Source organism: Streptococcus mitis (genome assembly GCF_002096755.1).
In the GTDB taxonomy this organism is placed as follows: Bacteria; Bacillota; Bacilli; order Lactobacillales; family Streptococcaceae; genus Streptococcus; species Streptococcus mitis_AC.
The window spans coordinates 67,814-88,230 of the sequence record NZ_NCVF01000026.1 but is presented as its reverse complement, the minus strand read 5'-3'; the positions used below and the strand labels follow the sequence as shown (position 1 = coordinate 88,230).

The window sequence follows — 20,417 nt, the reverse complement described above, 5'->3', positions numbered from 1 at the left end:
ATGAAACGTTCTCTCGACTCTAGAGTCGATTATAGTTTGCTCTTGCCAGTATTTTTTCTACTGGTTATTGGCGTGGTGGCTATTTATATAGCCGTTAGTCATGATTATCCAAACAATATTTTGCCCATTTTAGGGCAGCAGGTCGCCTGGATCGCCTTGGGGCTTGTGATTGGTTTTGTCGTCATGCTTTTTAATACAGAATTTCTTTGGAAGGTGACACCCTTTCTATATATTTTAGGCTTGGGACTTATGGTTTTACCTATCGTCTTTTATAATCCAAGCTTAGTTGCATCAACAGGTGCCAAAAACTGGGTATCGGTAAATGGTGTTACCTTGTTCCAGCCGTCAGAATTTATGAAGATATCCTATATCCTCATGTTGGCTCGTGTGATTGTCCAGTTTACAAAAAAACATAAGGAATGGAGACGTACAGTTCCGCTGGACTTCTTGTTGATTTTCTGGATGATTCTCTTTACTATTCCAGTCCTAGTTCTTTTGGCACTTCAAAGTGACTTAGGGACAGCTTTGGTTTTTGTAGCCATTTTCTCAGGAATCGTCTTGCTATCAGGAGTTTCTTGGAAAATTATTATCCCAGTATTTGTGACTGCTGTAACAGGAATTGCTGGTTTCTTAGCTATTTTTATCAGCAAGGATGGCAGGGCTTTTCTCCATCAACTGGGAATGCCGACCTACCAAATCAATCGTATCTTGGCTTGGCTTAATCCATTTGACTTTGCCCAAACAACCACTTACCAACAGGCTCAAGGGCAGATTGCCATTGGAAGCGGTGGCTTATTTGGACAAGGGTTTAATGCTTCTAATCTGCTTATTCCAGTTAGAGAGTCGGATATGATTTTCACGGTCATTGCAGAAGATTTTGGCTTTATTGGCTCTGTCCTTGTTATCGCCCTTTATCTCATGCTGATTTACCGTATGTTGAAGATTACTCTTAGATCAAATAACCAGTTCTACACCTATATTTCCACAGGTTTGATTATGATGTTGCTCTTCCATATCTTTGAGAATATAGGTGCCGTGACAGGTTTGCTTCCTTTGACTGGGATTCCCTTGCCTTTTATTTCGCAAGGAGGATCGGCTATTATCAGTAACTTGATTGGTGTTGGCTTGCTTTTATCGATGAGTTACCAGACAAATCTAGCTGAAGAAAAGAGCGGAAAAGTCCCATTCAAGCGGAAAAAGGTTGTATTAAAACAAATCAAATAAGGAGAAAATCATGGTAAAAGTAGCAGTTATGTTAGCTCAAGGCTTTGAAGAAATTGAAGCTTTGACAGTTGTGGATGTTTTGCGTCGGGCAAATATCACTTGTGATATGGTTGGTTTTGAAGAGCAAGTGACGGGTTCGCATGCAATCCAAGTAAGTGCAGACCGTGTTTTTGATGGTGATTTATCAGACTATGACATGATTGTTCTTCCTGGCGGCATGCCTGGTTCTGCACATTTGCGGAACAATCAGGCCTTGATTCAAGAGTTGCAAAGCTTCGAGCAAGAAGGAAAAAAACTAGCAGCCATTTGTGCTGCGCCAATTGCCCTCAATCAAGCAGGGCTATTGAAAAACAAGCAGTACACTTGTTATGACGGCGTTCAAGAGCAAATCCTTGATGGTCACTACGTCAAGGAAACAGTAGTGGTAGATGGTCATTTGACAACCAGTCGAGGCCCCTCAACAGCCCTTGCCTTTGCCTACGAGTTGGTGGAGCAATTAGGAGGAGACGCAGAGACTTTACGAACAGGAATGCTCTATCGAGATGTCTTTGGTAAAAATCAGTAAAACGGGAGTCAAACTCTCGTTTTTTTATGTGGAAAACTCAGGGAAATCATCGCTTTTTTCATAAAAAAATGCTATAATGAAGGGTATGAAATATCACGATTATATCTGGGATTTAGGTGGAACTTTACTGGATAACTATGAAACTTCAACAGCTGCATTTGTTGAAACTTTAGCTCTGTATGGCATCACACAAGACCATGACAGTGTCTATCAGGCTTTAAAGGTTTCTACTGATTTTGCGATTGAGACATTCGCTCCCAACTTAGAGAATTTTTTAGAAAAATATAAGGAAAATGAAGCCAGAGAGCTTGAACATCCGATTTTGTTTGATGGAGTTTCTGATTTATTGAAAGATATCTCCAATCAAGGTGGCCGTCATTTTTTGGTTTCTCATCGAAATGATCAGGTCTTGGAAATTTTAGAAAAAACCTCTATAGCAGCTTATTTTACAGAAGTGGTGACTTCTAACTCAGGCTTTAAGAGAAAACCAGATCCTGAATCCATGATTTATTTAAGAGAAAAATATCAAATTAGTTCAGGCCTTGTCATTGGTGATCGACCGATTGATATCGAAGCCGGGCAAGCTGCAGGACTAGCTACCCACTTGTTTACCAGTATCGTGAATTTAAGACAAGTATTAGACATGTAAGAAAAAGGAATAAGATGACAGAAGAAATCAAAAATCTGCAGGCACAAGATTATGATGCCAGTCAAATTCAAGTTTTAGAGGGCTTAGAGGCTGTTCGTATGCGTCCAGGGATGTATATCGGGTCAACTTCAAAAGAAGGTCTTCACCATCTAGTCTGGGAAATTGTTGATAACTCAATTGACGAGGCCTTGGCAGGATTTGCTAGCCATATTCAAGTCTTTATTGAGCCAGATAATTCGATTACAGTTGTTGATGATGGACGTGGTATCCCAGTCGATATTCAGGAAAAAACAGGTCGACCTGCCGTTGAGACTGTCTTTACTGTCCTTCATGCTGGAGGAAAGTTTGGCGGTGGCGGATATAAGGTCTCAGGTGGTCTTCACGGAGTGGGGTCTTCAGTAGTTAATGCTCTTTCCACTCAGTTAGATGTTCATGTCCACAAAAATGGTAAGATTCATTACCAAGAATACCGTCGTGGTCATGTTGTTGCAGACCTTGAGGTGGTTGGAGATACGGATAAAACGGGAACAACAGTTCACTTCACACCGGACCCAGAAATCTTCACTGAAACAACAACCTTTGATTTCGATAAATTAAATAAACGGATTCAAGAGTTGGCCTTTCTAAATCGCGGTCTTCAAATCTCCATCACAGATAAGCGTGAGGGGCTAGAACAAACTAAGCATTACCACTATGAAGGTGGGATTGCTAGCTACGTTGAATATATCAACGAGAACAAGGATGTTATCTTTGATACACCAATTTACACAGATGGTGAAATGGATGATATCACAGTTGAAGTAGCCATGCAGTACACAACGGGTTACCATGAAAATGTCATGAGTTTCGCCAATAATATTCATACCCATGAAGGTGGAACGCATGAACAAGGTTTCCGTACAGCCTTGACTCGTGTTATCAACGATTATGCTCGTAAGAATAAGTTACTGAAAGACAATGAAGACAACCTAACAGGGGAAGATGTTCGTGAAGGATTAACTGCTGTTATCTCAGTTAAACACCCAAATCCACAGTTTGAAGGACAAACCAAGACCAAACTGGGGAACAGCGAAGTAGTCAAGATTACCAATCGTCTTTTCAGTGATGCCTTCTCTGATTTCCTCATGGAAAATCCACAGATTGCCAAGCGCATCGTGGAAAAAGGGATTTTAGCTGCCAAGGCTCGTGTGGCTGCTAAGCGTGCGCGTGAAGTCACTCGTAAAAAATCTGGTTTGGAAATTTCCAACCTTCCAGGAAAACTAGCAGACTGTTCTTCTAACAATCCTGCGGAAACAGAACTCTTCATCGTCGAAGGAGACTCAGCTGGTGGATCAGCAAAATCTGGTCGTAACCGTGAATTTCAGGCAATCCTTCCGATTCGAGGTAAGATTTTGAACGTTGAAAAAGCAAGTATGGATAAGATTCTTGCTAATGAAGAAATTCGTAGTCTTTTCACAGCGATGGGAACTGGATTTGGTGCAGAATTCGATGTTTCAAAAGCCCGTTACCAAAAGCTCGTTTTGATGACCGATGCCGATGTCGATGGAGCCCATATTCGTACTCTTCTTCTAACCTTGATTTATCGTTATATGAAACCAATACTAGAAGCTGGTTATGTTTATATTGCCCAACCTCCAATCTATGGTGTCAAGGTTGGAAGCGAGATTAAAGAATATATCCAGCCAGGAGCGGATCAAGAAATTAAACTCCAAGAAGCCTTGGCCCGCCACAGTGAAGGACGTGCCAAACCAACCATTCAGCGTTATAAAGGTTTGGGTGAAATGGATGATCACCAGTTGTGGGAAACAACCATGGATCCCGAACATCGCTTAATGGCAAGAGTTTCTGTGGACGATGCTGCAGAAGCAGATAAAATCTTTGATATGTTGATGGGGGATCGAGTAGAGCCTCGTCGTGAATTTATCGAAGAAAATGCCGTCTATAGTACACTTGATGTCTAAAAAATCGGGAGAAGTAGTTCCCTTGGTCTAAAAAATATGATATAATCATTACGATTGTTTCAAGTTAAAAAGGAGTTTAATATGTCTGGTAGTCTAGTAGTATATCTTATAATTGCAATTGCAATTATATTGCTGATTTCATATGCTATAGCAATTTATGTACGGAAACGCAATGAAAGTAAATTAGCAATTTTAGAAGAGAAAAAAGAAGAGCTGTACAATCTTCCAGTTAATGATGAAGTTGAAGCTGTAAAAAATATGCACTTGATTGGACAAAGTCAAGTGACTTTCCGTGAGTGGAACCAAAAATGGGTTGACCTATCTCTTAACTCTTTTGCTGATATCGAAAATAATCTTTTTGAGGCAGAAGGCTATAACAACTCATTCCGTTTTTTCAAGGCCAGTCATCAAATTGACCAAATCGAGAGTCAAATTACCTTGATTGAAGAAGATATTGCGGCAATTCGCAATGCTTTGGCAGATTTGGAGAAACAAGAGTCTAAAAATAGTGGACGTGTTCTTCATACCTTGGACTTGTTTGAAGAGTTGCAACACCGAGTGGCTGATCATTCTGAAGAATATGGCCAAGGTTTATCTGAAATCGAAAAACAATTAGAAAATATCCAATCAGAGTTTTCTCAGTTTGTTACTTTGAACACTTCAGGTGACCCAGTAGAAGCTGCTGTGATTTTGGATAATGCTGAAAATCATATCTTGGCTTTGAGTCACATTGTTGACCGCCTGCCAGCGATTGTAAAAACATTATCTAAAGAGCTACCTGATCAATTGGAAGATTTGGAGGATGGTTACCGTAAGCTTTTAGATGCTAACTATCATTTTGCTGAAACGGATATTGAATCTCGCTTCCAATTGCTTTATGAATCTTTGAAGAAAAACCACGAAAATATTGCACAATTAGAGTTGGATAATGCTGAGTATGAAAATACTCAAGTTCAAGAAGAAATCAATGCACTCTATGATATCTTTACACGAGAAATCGCTGCTCAAAAAGTAGTAGAAGGCTTAGTTACAACCCTTCCTACATATTTGAAACACATGAAAGATAGTAATGCTGTTTTAGTGGAAGATATTCAACGATTGAGTAACAATTACCTACTATCTGAAACGGATGTTAGTCATGTTCATAGATTACAAGCTGAGTTAGAATCTTTAGAAGAATCTGTATTGGAACTAACTTCTGAACAAGAGGAACATTCTGAACCTTATTCATTCCTTGAAGATCGTTTGGAAAACTTACAAGCGACTTTGAAGGAAATTGAAGATGAACAAGTTGCGGTTAGTCAACGCCTTGCTCAGATTGAAAAAGATGATATCAATGCTCGCCAGAAGGCAAATGTTTATGTTAATCGTCTTCACACAATTAAGAGATATATGGAAAAACGTAATCTTCCAGGTATTCCTCAGAATTTCTTACAGTTGTTCTTTACAGCAAGTAACCATACTGAAGAATTGATGGCTGAACTAGAAGAAGCTCGGGTTAATATCGAAGCTGTGAACCGGATGCTTGAAATTACAACAAATGATATGAACGCACTTGAAGAAGAAACCTATAATATTGTTCAATATGCAACATTGACAGAACAATTACTACAGTATTCGAACCGTTACCGCTCATTTGATGAACGAATTCAAGAAGCCTTTAATGAATCATTAGAAATTTTTGAAAAAGAATTTAATTACCATGCTTCATTTGATAAGATTTCGCAAGCTTTGGAAGTTGCAGAACCAGGTGTAACCAACCGTTTTGTCACTTCATACGAAAAAACACGTGAGACGATTCGTTTCTAACATAATAAAAAAGATTTGGTTCTGTGATAAGCAGCACCAAATCTTTTTTATTTATTCATTCATTGTTTTTAAAAATGCCCAGTTACCAATTGATCTTGAACCGTATTCTATCTCCATAAAGTTTAGTAGGACATAATCGTTTTTTTCGTAGAATGAGGCATTTCTAGCTGTGCTGGTAATGAAACCCAAGTGTTTACAGCCTTTTGATTTGACATAAGGTTCAATCCCTTGTGTCAGAAAAGTACTGCCAATTCCCTGTCCCTTACTTGCTGTATTAACAGCTAAAGCCATCAAATACCAATCAAACTCTCCTGCTTGTTCTAAGTGCTTTTTGGAACGTTTTATAAAGTCAAAGTATTTAAAAAGATTTCGTGGTCGAATGTAGCGAAAAATGTTTGTTCCGCCATTTCGTAGATAGGATAGTATACAGAAATCCTTTTGTTGCAAAAGGGCGACTGCAAGTAATTCTCCATCTTGTTCCGCAACCAAACAGTTTCCTTTTTGAATATAGACTCTAGTAAGCAGAATTTGCAATGTTTCTACAAAAGCAGGATAGGAGTCAGGTTTCTTCAAATCGTCTTTTAAAATCGTTAAAAAAGGATAGTCAAGAAAGGAATTAGCTAATAGTTTTCCAATTTTTTCGCTTTCTTCAAGTCTTGCCTCTCTATATATGATATCTCCCATGTTTGTCTCCTTAATTATCTATAAAATCTTGTATGATAAGATTTCAAGATAAAAAATTGGAGATGATCCAAAAAGCAAGTTAGAACCTCGTTTTGTACTATAAGGTCCAAAAAGCTTTTTAAACTCTCCAATTTTTTATTTGGTTGGAATCGAAATTCCAATTAATTTTTCTGAATAGAGGGTTTTGATATTGGCCTCATCAATAGAGTCCTTATCAATTTTACGTTTCAAGAAAAATTCTTGAATAGCTTCGATTTCAGGTTCTCGAATAGCGCGGTGTTTGTTTGAGATGAGGATTTCATAGTGAAGCGGAGCTTGGGTAAAAATAACATCGGTATTCCCTGCAGAATAGACCTCAACAAGGGTTGCGTCTGTACTTTCTAGCTGGCTTTTAACAAGTTGCGAGTGTGAGTTTGTCGTATTGATTAGCTTCATAACATTTCCTCCGATTTTCTAATTCTATTATAGCACTTTTTGAATAAAGTGGCTGGATTTAGTCAATCTTATGCTGTTTTTTCCATGATTGGATTGCCCATTTATGGCTACCACGTTTGAGATTTTCAATAGCTTCATCAATAGGGAACCAGGCAATATGATTAAAGTCTTCTAGTGGCTTTTGCACTTCTTTGAAAGAAGTTGCTTCATAGAGGTAGGCAGGATTGTAGTAGTAGGTGTCACGATGACGAGAGTAGAAATATTCGTCAGCTTGTCCGTAATAGGCACCAATTTCAGCTGTGAAGCCAAGCTCTTCAATCAATTCACGTTTTAGGGCTTCCTGATGGTTCTCACCAGCTTCAATTTCGCCACCTGGTAGGAACCAAGCGCCATTGGGTGCTTGAACAAGAACAATTTGTTTTTGTTCAGCATCAGGTATAACTGCATATACGCCATAGCGTGAAACATAGTCTGTATTCGCTTTTTTTTCTCCGAAAGTTGGGTTTGCCATTGCATTTTCCTCATTATCTATTATCTTTATTATTATCTTAATGGACAAAGGCCTAGCTGTCAAGAATTTATAGTTATTTTAGTAAAAAGGAGCAGAAAATTTTCATTTTCTACTCCTTTTCTATAGGATTTATACTTCTTTTTCAGAAGTCTTTACTTCAGCTTTTTTGGCAGATTTGATTTGAATGTTACCCTTGCTGGTCATCACTGCCTTGAGGTCTTTTTCGCTTGGATTTTCAAGGTAGTAGTCAGTGATTGCGTCCTCAATATAGTCTTGAATAGTACGACGAAGTGGGCGTGCTCCCATTTTTGGATCATAACCAAGGTCAACCAATTTTTCCTTGACCTTGTCGGTTACATCCAAATGAATGTTGTTGCTAGAAAGACGTTTGTTAACATCTGCAAGCATAAGCTCGACAATCTGAAGGAGGTTATCTTTGCTGAGAGCCTTAAATTCGATAATGCCATCAAAACGGTTCATAAACTCTGGGCTAAAGAAGTTACCGAGTTCACCAAGAACAGAGTTGGTACGTCCTTCTCTAGCAGCACCAAATCCAACGCTAGCTTCTGCCTTACCTGTACCTGCATTTGAAGTCATGATGATGATGGCGTCCTTGAAGCTAACGGTACGTCCTTGTCCATCTGTTAAACGACCATCGTCCAAGACTTGAAGGAACATATGCATGACATCTGGATGGGCTTTCTCTACTTCATCCAAGAGAATAAGAGAGTAGGGATTGCGGCGGACTTTTTCAGTTAATTGCCCAGCCTCGTCATAGCCGACATAACCTGGAGGGGCGCCGACCAACTTAGCCACGCTGTGTTTTTCCATATATTCACTCATATCAAAGCGAATCATGCTGTCAGCAGAACCAAAAAGTTCAATGGCTAGTTGTTTGGAAAGTTCTGTCTTACCGACACCAGTTGGTCCGACGAAGAGGAAGCTTCCAATTGGACGGTTAGGCGTACCGAGACCGACACGATTACGGCGAATAGCTTTTGCAATCTTATCGACAGCATCGTCTTGTCCAATAACATGAGATTTGAGGTCTTCAGCTAGATGGATGAGTTGAGATTGTTCTTTCTCTTTTAAATCACCAACAGGGATATTTGTTTTCTGCTCGATAATGTGCTCAATGGTTTTCTCACTGATGATAGGAGTATCTTGGTCTGTGACTTTTTTCTTTTGCATTTCCTTATACTTGGCAATCTGGTCGCGGAAATAAGCCGCCTTCTCAAAATCTTCCTCTCGTGTAGCTTGAGATTTAAGATTTTCAGCCTCAATCAAGCGTTGATCAATTACTTTAGGATCCACAAAATTCAAGGTCAAGTTCATCTTAGAACCAGCTTCATCTAGGAGGTCAATGGCCTTGTCAGGCAAGAAGCGATCTTGGATGTAGCGATTGGAAAGAGTTGCAGCTGCTTCAATTGCAGCATCGGTATACTGAACGTGGTGGTAGTCTTCGTATTTCTTTTGAATGCCTTTGAGGATAGTAATTGTTTCCTCCACTGTTGGTTCATCCACTTTAACAGGTTGCATACGACGCTCTAGGGCTGCATCTTTTTCAATGATACGGTATTCATTGAGGGTAGTAGCACCGACCAATTGCAGCTCTCCACGAGCAAGGGCGGGCTTGAGGATATTTCCTGCATCCATATTGCCATCGCCCGCAGAACCAGCACCGACAATTTCATGGATTTCATCGATAAAGAGGATGATGTCCTCACGTTTGCGAATTTCTTCCATGAGTTTTTGCATGCGTTCTTCAAATTGTCCACGGATACCCGTTCCTTGAACTAAGCTAACCACATCCAGACGGATGACTTGTTTTCCTTGTAGTTTATGGGGAACATCTCCATCAACTATTTTCTGAGCTAGACCTTCGACAACGGCAGTTTTTCCGACACCTGGTTCACCGATAAGAACAGGATTATTCTTGGTTCTGCGATTGAGAATTTCTATGACACGGATAATCTCATCGTCGCGCCCAATAACGGGGTCAATATCTCCACGACGGGCAATTTCAGTTACGTTGATACCAAATTCTTCCAGTAGGCCTTTTTCTTGGCTTGGTGGAGGAGTTTGAGCAGGTCCACGATTTTGGGAACCATAACCGCCATTTCCACCGTAACCTCCACCTGATTGGGTTGGGGGAGTCGGAGGAGTATTGTTAGAAGGCCTGAAATTGTTTAGGTCATTGAAGAAATCACCAAAGGGATCAAAGTCACGATTGTTCAGATCCGTAATACCTTTAAAGAGGCTATTGTTAGGATCTGTCTTGATAATCTTATAGCAGTTTTGACAGAGGTCAATTTGTTTTTGCTTTCCATTGAGATTGGTATAAAGATGAATCGTTGAGTCATTGATTTTACAGTTTTGACAAAGCATACATCTACCTCATTTCTTTATTTAGCCTGACCTGTTTAATGGTCAAAAATAGTCAAATTTCTATACTCTCATTATAACAGGATTGGGGTGTAAAGCAAGTAAAAAGATTGCAGCTGTGAGAAGTTGTTACAATGAAAATTTTTGAGATTTTAGGGAATAAAAAAATCCTATTTGTGAGACAAAAAGGATTTTGGTTAGACATGCAGGGTGTAATCCCAGCTTGTTTTGTATTAGTAAAGGAGTTCGTAAATCTCCATTGCAATCAAGTCAATGCTGTCAAACGTATAAGTTTCGCGAGCTTCGACATCACGAAGGGTAAAGATTGAGCCGTTTTCTTCGTCGTGGCTGTATGCAACTTCTGCAACAACAACTCCTTCGCGTTCAAAATTACGTTTTAAATTTCCGCCGTCTTTTGCCATTGCTTCAAGGCGGTTGATGATTCTAACCAAATGTGATTCCATTTTGATTCTCCTTCATTTCTTATCGTTACTATTTTACCATAAAGGAGGCCAACTTGCCTAGAAAAAACTAAGATTTCTCGCTAATTCTACCAGCTTAAAGTTTTTTTGAATAAATCAGACAAAGGATTTGAATTTTAATTCAATACATGTTATAATCATACAGTATTCTATTTTAGAAAGCAGTGTGACTATGAATTTTTCTTTTTTACCTAAGTATTTACCTTATTTTAACTATGGGGCTATCGTGACGGTTCTCATTTCTATCTGTGTGGTCTTTTTGGGGACTATTTTGGGTGTTGTCTTGGCTTTTGGACAACGTTCAAAGTTTAAACCGCTTGTCTGGCTCGCCAACTTGTACGTTTGGATTTTCCGCGGGACGCCGATGATGGTTCAGATTATGATTGCCTTTGCCCTTATGCATATCAATGCTCCGACTATTCAGGTTGGGATTTTGGGTGTTGATCTTTCTCGTCTGATTCCAGGGATTTTGATTATTTCTATGAACAGTGGTGCTTATGTTTCTGAGACTGTTCGGGCCGGAATCAATGCGGTTCCTAAAGGTCAGTTAGAAGCGGCTTATTCGTTAGGGATTCGTCCTAAAAATGCTATGCGCTATGTGATTTTGCCACAAGCTATCAAAAATATTTTGCCAGCATTGGGGAACGAATTTATCACTATTATCAAGGATAGTTCCCTCTTATCAGCTATCGGTGTCATGGAGTTGTGGAATGGGGCTACAACAGTTTCTACAACAACCTATCTACCTCTGACACCACTTTTATTTGCAGCCTTTTACTACTTGATTATGACCTCTATTTTGACAGTAGCCTTGAAAGCTTTTGAAAAACGTATGGGACAAGGAGATAAAAAATAATGACAGAAACCTTGATAAAAATTGAAAATTTACATAAATCCTTTGGAAAGAATGAAGTATTGAAGGGCATCAACCTCGAGATTAAAAGAGGAGAAGTTGTCGTTATCATCGGTCCTTCAGGGAGCGGGAAATCTACCTTACTTCGTTCTATGAATTTGTTGGAAGAAGCGACCAAGGGGAAGGTTATCTTTGAGGGAGTCGATATTACGGACAAGAAGAATGACCTGTTTGCCATGCGTGAGAAGATGGGGATGGTTTTCCAACAATTTAACCTCTTTCCTAATATGACTGTGATGGAAAATATCACCTTGTCTCCTATCAAGACCAAAGGTGAGAGCAAGGCAGTGGCTGAGAAGAGAGCCCAAGAACTTTTGGAAAAAGTTGGTTTGCCAGATAAGGCAGATGCTTACCCACAGAGTTTGTCAGGTGGTCAGCAACAGCGGATAGCTATTGCGCGTGGTTTAGCTATGGAACCTGATGTTTTGCTCTTTGACGAGCCAACTTCAGCCCTGGACCCTGAAATGGTAGGTGAGGTGTTGGCTGTTATGCAAGACTTAGCCAAGTCAGGAATGACCATGGTTATCGTAACACATGAAATGGGATTTGCTCGTGAGGTGGCAGACCGTGTCATCTTTATGGCAGATGGTGTGGTTGTTGAAGATGGGACACCTGAACAGATTTTTGAACAAACCCAAGAACAACGGACTAAAGACTTCTTGAGTAAGGTTTTATAATCTATTTTAAAATTTCAAAACAAGATTAGTGAAAAGCTCAACCAGAGCTTTTTCTTATAGTTTGAAACTATAGGATAGCCTAGGAAAGAAGTGTTAGAGGGGACCAGTAGTTTTTGGTATAATGGAAGATATTTGAAAGAAAAGAGAAGTGATATGACACAGATTATTGATGGAAAGACTCTAGCAGCTAAGTTACAAGGACAGCTGGCTGAAAAGACTGAAAGATTAAAGGAAGAAACGGTGCTAGTACCTGGTTTGGTAGTGATTTTGGTTGGGGACAACCCTGCCAGCCAAGTCTACGTTCGTAACAAGGAGAGGTCAGCCCTTGCGGCTGGATTCCGTAGTGAAGTTGTGCGAGTTCCAGATACCATTACTCAAGAGGAATTGTTAGACTTGATTGCCAAATACAATCAAGATTCAGCTTGGCATGGGATATTGGTCCAGTTACCATTACCAAAACATATTGATGAAGAGGCAGTTTTGTTGGCCATTGACCCAGAAAAGGATGTGGATGGTTTCCATCCCTTAAACATGGGGCGGCTTTGGTCTGGTCATCCAGTTATGATTCCTTCGACACCTGCAGGAATTATGGAAATGTTTCATGAATATGGGATTGACTTGGAAGGTAAAAATGCGGTCGTCATCGGTCGTTCCAATATCGTTGGAAAACCTATGGCCCAGCTTCTTTTGGCAAAGAATGCTACAGTGACTTTGACCCACTCACGGACTCATAATCTTGCCAAGGTGGCTGCTAAAGCAGATATTCTGGTTGTTGCAATCGGCCGCGCCAAGTTTGTGACTGCTGACTTTGTCAAACCAGGTGCGGTAGTCATTGACGTTGGGATGAATCGTGATGAAAATGGTAAGCTCTGTGGGGATGTTGATTATGAGGCAGTTGCCCCACTTGCTAGCCACATTACGCCAGTTCCTGGAGGTGTAGGTCCTATGACCATTACCATGCTAATGGAGCAAACTTATCAAGCAGCGATTCGGACTTTGGAGAGAAAATTTTAAAAGTAAGTTTATAAAAGGAGGTATGCGCTTCCTTTTTGTTGTATAATGGAGTGAGGTGATTAGATGATTTTAAAAATTTATAATGGAGAATATAGTTTACAATGGGATAGAATATACTACTTAGCACTAATTGATTATCCAAATATTCAAGAGTGGGAATTAGAAAAAATTGCTAAATTTATAGCTTACGAAAAACTTCATAGACGTCAAACAAGTATTGAGTGTGCTGATTCTTGTTTAAAAAAAGAAATTTTAGATTACATCTGTCAGCATCCCTTTCTGCCACCATTTACCCCTACAGATAAAAGAGTAGCCTCGACTTATGATCTACATAAGAGGTTAGTGACTTCAGACTACTGTAGTCATACTACGACTATAGATGTAGCGATTTCTATCTTTAAAACAGGTCAGATTTTATCTGCTGTGAAAGCCTTTGGGCGAGATGCTGAGGAGTTGGTTTTGGATAGTAGAAATGCTGCATCGGATCCGATAGATTATTTTGACTATGTCATGTTAGGGTGGTCAAATACAAGTTCTGGTTATCGATTAGCGATGGAGCGTTTATTAGGTCGAGCTCCTTCAGAGAAAGAATTACAAGACAAGTTTATTCCTGGAGTAAGTTTTCATTTTATCTATACAGATTTGATTAAAGTTCCTGGTTATATTTTTGATGGTTACCATGCTGTAAAAATTAAGGACATGCTTAATTTATTAAGTGAGTTGTATATTTGCATTATTCCAACTCATAATAAGAGCCAATTTGAAAATATTATTCCAACCAAAATACAAGATAGGGTGTATTATCTTGACTATGCTGGAGAAGACTTAGAAGAGTGGACTAAGAAAGTCTATCAAGTTGTTTTAAAACAATCAGATAAAGGATAGTTGAGGAAAAACGATGAGAGTGATTGAGCAAGCATTATTAGAAAAAGTCATTATTGAACGTTCTCGCACCAGTCATAAAGGAGACTATGGTCGTTTGCTGTTGCTGGGTGGGACTTATCCTTATGGTGGTGCTATCATCATGGCTGCTTTGGCAGCTGTTAAAAGTGGAGCTGGTTTGGTGACTGTTGGAACAGATAGGGGAAATATCCCAGCTTTGCACAGTCATTTACCTGAGGCTATGGCCTTTTCTCTTCAAGACCAGCAATTATTAAAAGAGCAATTGGAGAAGGCAGAAGTGGTCTTAGTGGGACCTGGTTTACGAGACGCTGCTTTTGGAGAAAATCTAGTCAAACACATTTTTGCTAGCTTAAAAAAGAATCAGATTTTGATTGTAGACGGAGGGGCCTTAACCATCCTTGCTAGGACAAGTTTGTCGTTTCCATCTAACCAGCTTATCTTAACTCCTCACCAAAAAGAATGGGAAAAGCTGTCTGGTATTGCTATTGAAAAGCAAAACGAAGCTGCAATGGCTAATGCCCTAACTTCTTTCCCTCAAGGAACAATTTTGGTGGAGAAAGGTCCAGCTACTCGTATTTGGCAAGCTGGCCAGTCTGATTGTTACCAGTTACAGGTTGGCGGTCCCTATCAGGCGACTGGTGGTATGGGAGATACACTAGCTGGAATGATTGCAGGATTTGCAGGCCAATTTCGACAAGCCAGTCTCTACGAACGTGTGGCAGTAGCGACTCATCTTCATTCAGCCATAGCCCAAGAACTATCTCAAGAACATTATGTGGTCTTGCCGACGGAAATCAGCTCTTATCTGCCCGAAATAATGAAAAAAATATCTCAAAAAGGCACCTGATAGTTTCAGGCGCCTTTATATTTTTAGAAAAATCCTTTAATCTTTCCAACGAGGCCATCTAGACCTTCAGAACCAGAAATCAACTGCTGAGCTTGAGAGAAGTATTCTCCAAGCTGTTCTTGATTTTCTGCAACAAATGTTTTTGCAGCTTCGAAATCTTTTGTTTCGATTAACTCTTTTACTTGATTAAACAAATCTAATGGGTTCATCTTATTTCTCCTTTTCTGTACTTAACTATTTAATCATCTTTATGATAAAAAATCAACTGTTGCTGCTTTTGGCTAGGACCTGTTTTTATCTACAAGTTCTCATAACTAAGATTCTAACTACCAAATCAAGGTGGACATAAAAATAAAAATGTTCGGGTTTTTCTAGTGTATCCATGAAATAAAAACGGATACATGTTATAATAAAAGTAGCTCTTTAATGGAGGTGTTTGAGTGGAAAATCTGAAGAAAATGGCAGGTATCAAGGCTGCTGAGTTTGTCAAGGATGGCATGGTAGTCGGACTTGGAACGGGTTCTACTGCCTATTATTTTGTCGAAGAAATCGGTCGTCGTATCAAGGAAGAAGGGTTGCAGATTACAGCTGTAACGACTTCTAGTGTGACTAGTAAACAGGCTGAAGGGCTTAATATCCCACTCAAGTCTATTGACCAAGTAGACTTTGTCGATGTGACAGTCGACGGGGCGGATGAAGTGGATAATCAGTTTAATGGAATCAAAGGTGGTGGTGGTGCCCTTCTCATGGAGAAGGTTGTGGCAACGCCCTCAAAAGACTACATTTGGGTAGTGGATGAAAGCAAGCTGGTCGACAAACTAGGTGCTTTTAAATTGCCTGTAGAAGTGGTTCAGTATGGCGCAGAACAAGTCTTTCGTCGTTTTGAGCGAGCTGGCTACAAACCAAGTTTCCGTGAAAAAGATGGTCAACGTTTTGTGACCGATATGCAGAACTTTATCATTGACCTTGCCTTGGATGTCATCGAAGATCCAATTGCCTTCGGGCAAGAATTGGACCATATCGTTGGTGTCGTGGAGCATGGCTTATTCAACCAAATGGTGGATAAGGTCATCGTAGCTGGACGAGATGGAGTTCAGATTTTAACTTCAACAAAAGCAAACTAATCTAAGTAATAAGGAGACATACTATGCCAAAATTTAATCGTATTCACTTGGTGGTACTAGATTCTGTAGGAATCGGTGCTGCACCAGATGCTAATAACTTTGTCAATGCAGGTGTTCCAGATGGAGCTTCTGACACACTGGGACACATTTCAAAAACAGTTGGTTTGAATGTCCAAAACATGGCTAAAATCGGTCTAGGAAATATTCCTCGCGAAACGCCTTTGAAGACTGTAGCAGCTGAAAGCAATCCAACAGGTTATGCAACAAAATTGGAGGAAGTATCTCTTGGTAAGGATACTATGACTGGACACTGGGAAATCATGGGACTCAACATTACTGAGCCTTTCGATACTTTCTGGAACGGATTCCCAGAAGAAATCTTGACAAAAATCGAAGATTTCTCAGGACGCAAGGTTATTCGTGAAGCTAACAAACCTTACTCAGGAACGGCTGTTATCGATGATTTTGGACCACGTCAAATGGAAACTGGGGAGTTGATTATCTATACTTCAGCTGACCCGGTCTTGCAAATTGCTGCCCACGAAGATATTATTCCTTTGGACGAATTGTACCGTATCTGTGAATACGCTCGTTCAATTACACTTGAACGTCCTGCCCTTCTAGGTCGTATCATTGCTCGCCCTTATGTAGGTGAACCAGGTAACTTCACTCGTACAGCCAACCGTCGTGACTTAGCCGTTTCTCCATTTGCACCGACTGTTTTGGATAAATTGAATGAGGCTGGTATCGATACTTATGCTGTTGGTAAAATCAATGATATCTTTAACGGTGCTGGTATCAACCATGATATGGGTCACAACAAGTCAAATAGTCATGGAATTGATACACTATTGAAGACCATGGGCCTTGCTGAGTTTGAAAAAGGATTCTCATTCACAAACTTGGTTGACTTTGATGCCCTTTACGGCCACCGCCGCAATGCTCATGGTTACCGTGATTGCTTGCATGAGTTTGATGAACGCTTGCCTGAAATTATAGCAGCCATGCGAGAGAACGACCTTCTCTTGATTACAGCGGACCATGGAAATGACCCAACCTATGCAGGAACAGACCACACTCGCGAATATATTCCACTTTTGGCTTACAGTCCTTCCTTTAAAGGAAATGGTGTCATTCCAGTTGGACATTTTGCAGATATCTCAGCGACAGTTGCGGATAACTTTGGTGTTGAAACTGCCATGATTGGGGAAAGTTTCTTAGATAAATTGGTATAAGATGACGCACTATGCTTTACTTGTTCGGGGCATTAATGTAGGTGGGAAAAATAAGGTTGTCATGGCGCAACTTCGTCAAGAACTGACAGAGTTGGGACTGGAAAAGGTTGAGACCTACATCAACAGTGGCAATATTTTCTTTACTTCGACAGACCCCAAAGAACGATTGGTTGAAAAGTTAGAGGCATTCTTTGAAGTCCATTATCCATTTATTCAGAGCTTTTCCTTGCTAAGTCAGGAAGACTATGAAGCAGAGCTGAAGAATCTGCCAGATTGGTGGACCAAAGATTTGGCACGAAAGGATGTCCTCTTCTACACGGAGGGTTTGGACGTGGAGCAAGTCATCGCGACAGTTGAAAGTTTAGAGCTGAAAGATGAGGTGCTTCATTTTGGAAAACTTGGGATTTTCTGGGGGAAATTCTCTGAAGAATCCTACTCTAAGACTGCCTATCACAAGTATTTGCTCAAGATGCCTTTCTATCGCAATATTACCATTCGCAATGCCAAAACCTTTGACAAAATCGGTCAAATGCTAAAAACTAATAAAGGAGACACACAATGACATTTTTAGATAAAATCAATGAAACAGCTGCTTTCCTGAAGGACAAGGGAATCCAAGTGCCTGAGTTCGGTCTAATCCTTGGGTCAGGACTGGGAGAATTGGCAGAAGAAATCGAAAATCCAGTTGTAGTAGACTATGCTGAGATTCCAAACTGGGGTCGTTCAACAGTAGTTGGTCACGCTGGTAAATTGGTATATGGTGAACTGGCAGGCCGCAAGGTCTTGGCTCTTCAAGGTCGTTTCCATTTCTACGAAGGAAATCCTCTGGATGTCGTGACTTTTCCAGTTCGTGTGATGAAAGTTCTCGGATGTGAAGGTGTCATTGTAACCAATGCAGCTGGTGGTATTGGATATGGTCCTGGTACTTTGATGGCTATCTCAGACCATATCAATATGACGGGGCAAAATCCATTGATGGGTGAAAACTTGGATGATTTTGGTCCACGTTTCCCAGATATGTCTAAGGCCTATACACCAGAATACCGTGCTACTGCCCATGAAGTGGCTAAAAAACTTGGTATCAAGCTTGATGAAGGTGTCTATATCGGTGTTACTGGTCCAACTTATGAAACACCAGCAGAAATCCGTGCTTATAAGACACTGGGAGCAGATGCAGTCGGTATGTCCACTGTTCCTGAAGTGATTGTGGCAGCCCACTCGGGCTTGAAAGTTCTAGGAATTTCATGTATTACTAACTTTGCAGCTGGATTCCAAGAAGAACTCAACCACGAAGAAGTTGTAGAAGTGACGGAACGTGTTAAAGGCGACTTCAAAGGCTTGCTTAAAGCGATTCTTGCAGAATTGTAATCATGTTAATAGAATTGAGGAGTATTTTTCGAAAAATCCCTTATAATTTTAGATTATTCATAGCAGTAATTCTGCAAGGAATAGTTTCGGGTTTATCTGGTATAGTTCTCCATTATCTTTTAGAGATGGTGGAGGAGCTAGCTTTTGGTCAGTCAGAGCATCATAGTGGATTTTTGACAGATGGAGTTTCCTCCTCACGGATAGGACTAAGTTTAATAATGGTGGGTCTTAGCTCGTCCTTAGTCTGGTACTTCTTGCAAAAAGGGTCGAAGATTTATTCCATCAAAGCTCAGATGAAGGATGAGACTTCACAATACAAGCTTCATTTTTTAAGACAGCTATTTCATTCAATTTGGCAGATTATTGCAGTTGGAGGGGGAGCCCCTATTGGCAAAGAAGCTGCGCCACGAGAGATTGGGACTCTATTTGCAGGACCAATTGGAAAAATATGTATACTGTCTATGAAGGATCGCATCTTTCTCCTTGCTTGTGGTGCTGGTGCTGGTTTAGCGGCTGTTTATCAGGTTCCATTAACAAGTGTCTTCTTTGTTTTTGAAACCCTAGGAATTGCTCTATCTATTAAACGATTTGTCTTAGTCGGTTTGACTACTTATGTCTCAACCTATATAGCAGGCTTGGTTATTTCAGATCAGGCTCTCTACCAGATTCCATCGATCACATGGTCATTAAAGGAAATATGGATTATTCCCTTATTACTTCTTTTCTTAACCCCACCAGCTTGGCTTTTTGGTCGCTTAAGTAAGGCAGCGTCTTCAAACAGAATAAAAGATAAACGAGTACTTCTCACATTGCCTACAGCTTTTCTTTTTCTTATTGGATTAGCAAGTTATTTTCCACATCTACTTGGAAATGGACGTATGATGGCTCAGGAAGTATTGAATGGTAGCAATGGCAAAACAGTACTCCTTTTGTTTATATTAAAAGCATTAGTTGTTCTTATTATTCTGTGGGCAGGGGCCTATGGTGGTACCCTTACACCATCTTTTGCCTTGGGGATGGCTGGAGCTGCTCTCTTGGGCATAATTCTAGGTGTGGATAGCCAGTCAACCATTTTGCTTTTGGGATCGGTTTGCTTTTTGTCTGTGACCTTGAGGGCGCCCATTTCTGCAACCGGATTAGTTATAGGTTTCACTGGGCTAGGTATAGATTCTCTTCCGTATCTCTTAGTAACGGCTGTTTTAGCCTATGAATTTGCAAAAATGTTAGACCACTTTCCTTGGGCTAGCATACTGAGTCAGAAGTCAAAGAATAAAGTAATTAGGTAGGAAATTCCCATTTCTTCTAGTCAATGATTTGATTTAAAAGATTAAAAAAACTCTCAATTTATTTATAACTGTTTTAAATAAAAATGAAGTAGGCCTATTGGAATCTTGATTGAATCCGATTTTTCCTAGTTATGAAATATAAAAATAAAAAAAGAAAGGTAGAGCGAGATGTTCTGATTTGAACACGAGCTGAAAACTTTTCTAAAAATCAGAAAGCAAGGGAAGTTCTGGCTTGAATTGAATCCGGGCTAATCTTCTCGATATCATCAAAATTAAGAAAGAAAGGAATTGAACCCACCCTAAAAGCAGTGGGAAAAAGATAGTTGGTCTAGCGAGCATCGCTNA

The 20,417-nt window shown here is 40.0% G+C and carries 21 protein-coding genes; 15 read left to right on the top strand and 6 right to left on the bottom strand.

What is annotated here, in order from left to right; all coding sequences use genetic code 11:
• From B7700_RS08950 to ezrA, 5 genes are all read left to right on the top strand, one after another.
• Positions 1 to 1,224, top strand: coding sequence for an FtsW/RodA/SpoVE family cell cycle protein (locus B7700_RS08950; protein WP_049488527.1), 1,224 nt, complete (start codon positions 1 to 3; stop codon positions 1,222 to 1,224).
• A 10-nt stretch (positions 1,225 to 1,234) separates the two neighbouring features.
• Positions 1,235 to 1,789 (top strand): DJ-1 family glyoxalase III, encoded by a 555-nt coding sequence (locus tag B7700_RS08945; protein WP_084888416.1) that lies wholly within the window; start codon positions 1,235 to 1,237, stop codon positions 1,787 to 1,789.
• Between the two features lie 85 nt (positions 1,790 to 1,874).
• The gene (locus B7700_RS08940; RefSeq protein WP_004239328.1) at positions 1,875 to 2,438 is read left to right on the top strand and encodes an HAD family hydrolase; all 564 of its coding nucleotides are present in this window, start codon (positions 1,875 to 1,877) and stop codon (positions 2,436 to 2,438) included.
• A 14-nt stretch (positions 2,439 to 2,452) separates the two neighbouring features.
• Complete coding sequence (gene gyrB / locus B7700_RS08935; RefSeq protein ID WP_000134057.1) at positions 2,453 to 4,399, top strand: DNA topoisomerase (ATP-hydrolyzing) subunit B; 1,947 nt, start codon at positions 2,453 to 2,455, stop codon at positions 4,397 to 4,399.
• An 81-nt stretch (positions 4,400 to 4,480) separates the two neighbouring features.
• Positions 4,481 to 6,208, top strand: coding sequence for a septation ring formation regulator EzrA (ezrA, locus tag B7700_RS08930; protein WP_084888414.1), 1,728 nt, complete (start codon positions 4,481 to 4,483; stop codon positions 6,206 to 6,208).
• Positions 6,209 to 6,259: 51 nt separating this feature from the next.
• Here the strand turns inward: ezrA and B7700_RS08925 are convergent, their stop codons facing one another.
• From B7700_RS08925 to B7700_RS08905, 5 genes are all read right to left on the bottom strand, one after another.
• Positions 6,260 to 6,892 carry a GNAT family N-acetyltransferase gene (locus B7700_RS08925; protein ID WP_084888412.1) on the bottom strand — a complete coding sequence of 211 codons (633 nt, stop codon included), beginning with the start codon at positions 6,890 to 6,892 and terminating at the stop codon, positions 6,260 to 6,262.
• A 135-nt stretch (positions 6,893 to 7,027) separates the two neighbouring features.
• Positions 7,028 to 7,327, bottom strand: coding sequence for a DUF1827 family protein (locus B7700_RS08920; RefSeq protein ID WP_000767189.1), 300 nt, complete (start codon positions 7,325 to 7,327; stop codon positions 7,028 to 7,030).
• A gap of 58 nt (positions 7,328 to 7,385) precedes the next feature.
• Positions 7,386 to 7,838 carry an NUDIX hydrolase gene (locus B7700_RS08915; RefSeq protein ID WP_020902950.1) on the bottom strand — a complete coding sequence of 151 codons (453 nt, stop codon included), beginning with the start codon at positions 7,836 to 7,838 and terminating at the stop codon, positions 7,386 to 7,388.
• 129 nt (positions 7,839 to 7,967) lie between these two features.
• The gene (locus B7700_RS08910) at positions 7,968 to 10,226 is read right to left on the bottom strand and encodes an ATP-dependent Clp protease ATP-binding subunit (RefSeq protein WP_000882498.1); all 2,259 of its coding nucleotides are present in this window, start codon (positions 10,224 to 10,226) and stop codon (positions 7,968 to 7,970) included.
• A gap of 230 nt (positions 10,227 to 10,456) precedes the next feature.
• Positions 10,457 to 10,687, bottom strand: a complete 231-nt coding sequence (locus tag B7700_RS08905; protein WP_000443570.1) for a DUF1797 family protein — start codon at positions 10,685 to 10,687, stop codon at positions 10,457 to 10,459.
• A gap of 190 nt (positions 10,688 to 10,877) precedes the next feature.
• Here B7700_RS08905 and B7700_RS08900 point away from each other — a divergent pair, with 190 nt between their 5' ends.
• The 5 genes from B7700_RS08900 (at position 10,878) to B7700_RS08880 (ending at position 15,059) form a co-directional block, all read left to right on the top strand.
• Positions 10,878 to 11,561 (top strand): amino acid ABC transporter permease, encoded by a 684-nt coding sequence (locus B7700_RS08900; protein WP_033676806.1) that lies wholly within the window; start codon positions 10,878 to 10,880, stop codon positions 11,559 to 11,561.
• Positions 11,561 to 12,295 carry an amino acid ABC transporter ATP-binding protein gene (locus B7700_RS08895; protein WP_000140954.1) on the top strand — a complete coding sequence of 245 codons (735 nt, stop codon included), beginning with the start codon at positions 11,561 to 11,563 and terminating at the stop codon, positions 12,293 to 12,295. The genes B7700_RS08900 and B7700_RS08895 overlap by 1 nt, the downstream gene beginning before the upstream one ends.
• Positions 12,296 to 12,448: 153 nt before the next feature.
• Complete coding sequence (locus B7700_RS08890; RefSeq protein ID WP_192855681.1) at positions 12,449 to 13,309, top strand: bifunctional methylenetetrahydrofolate dehydrogenase/methenyltetrahydrofolate cyclohydrolase; 861 nt, start codon at positions 12,449 to 12,451, stop codon at positions 13,307 to 13,309.
• A 63-nt stretch (positions 13,310 to 13,372) separates the two neighbouring features.
• On the top strand, positions 13,373 to 14,194 hold the full coding sequence (locus B7700_RS08885) for a hypothetical protein (protein WP_045611388.1): 822 nt from the start codon (positions 13,373 to 13,375) through the stop codon (positions 14,192 to 14,194).
• A 13-nt stretch (positions 14,195 to 14,207) separates the two neighbouring features.
• Positions 14,208 to 15,059, top strand: coding sequence for an NAD(P)H-hydrate dehydratase (locus tag B7700_RS08880; protein ID WP_084888408.1), 852 nt, complete (start codon positions 14,208 to 14,210; stop codon positions 15,057 to 15,059).
• 23 nt (positions 15,060 to 15,082) lie between these two features.
• Here the strand turns inward: B7700_RS08880 and B7700_RS08875 are convergent, their stop codons facing one another.
• Positions 15,083 to 15,268, bottom strand: coding sequence for a hypothetical protein (locus tag B7700_RS08875; RefSeq protein ID WP_001068558.1), 186 nt, complete (start codon positions 15,266 to 15,268; stop codon positions 15,083 to 15,085).
• A gap of 231 nt (positions 15,269 to 15,499) precedes the next feature.
• Here B7700_RS08875 and rpiA point away from each other — a divergent pair, with 231 nt between their 5' ends.
• The 5 genes from rpiA to B7700_RS08850 are packed head-to-tail and all read left to right on the top strand — an operon-like array spanning position 15,500 to position 20,072.
• On the top strand, positions 15,500 to 16,183 hold the full coding sequence (gene rpiA / locus B7700_RS08870; protein ID WP_084888406.1) for a ribose-5-phosphate isomerase RpiA: 684 nt from the start codon (positions 15,500 to 15,502) through the stop codon (positions 16,181 to 16,183).
• 23 nt (positions 16,184 to 16,206) lie between these two features.
• Entirely contained in the window at positions 16,207 to 17,418 is a 1,212-nt protein-coding gene (locus tag B7700_RS08865) for a phosphopentomutase (protein ID WP_084888404.1), read from the top strand.
• A 1-nt stretch (position 17,419) separates the two neighbouring features.
• Positions 17,420 to 17,980: a DUF1697 domain-containing protein gene (locus B7700_RS08860; protein ID WP_084888402.1), complete on the top strand. Its 561-nt coding sequence runs from the start codon at positions 17,420 to 17,422 to the stop codon at positions 17,978 to 17,980.
• Positions 17,977 to 18,786: a purine-nucleoside phosphorylase gene (locus B7700_RS08855; protein WP_000143374.1), complete on the top strand. Its 810-nt coding sequence runs from the start codon at positions 17,977 to 17,979 to the stop codon at positions 18,784 to 18,786. Before B7700_RS08860 ends, B7700_RS08855 begins: the two co-directional genes overlap by 4 nt.
• A 2-nt stretch (positions 18,787 to 18,788) precedes the next feature.
• Positions 18,789 to 20,072, top strand: coding sequence for a chloride channel protein (locus B7700_RS08850; RefSeq protein WP_084888400.1), 1,284 nt, complete (start codon positions 18,789 to 18,791; stop codon positions 20,070 to 20,072).
• Positions 20,073 to 20,417 lie beyond the last annotated feature (345 nt).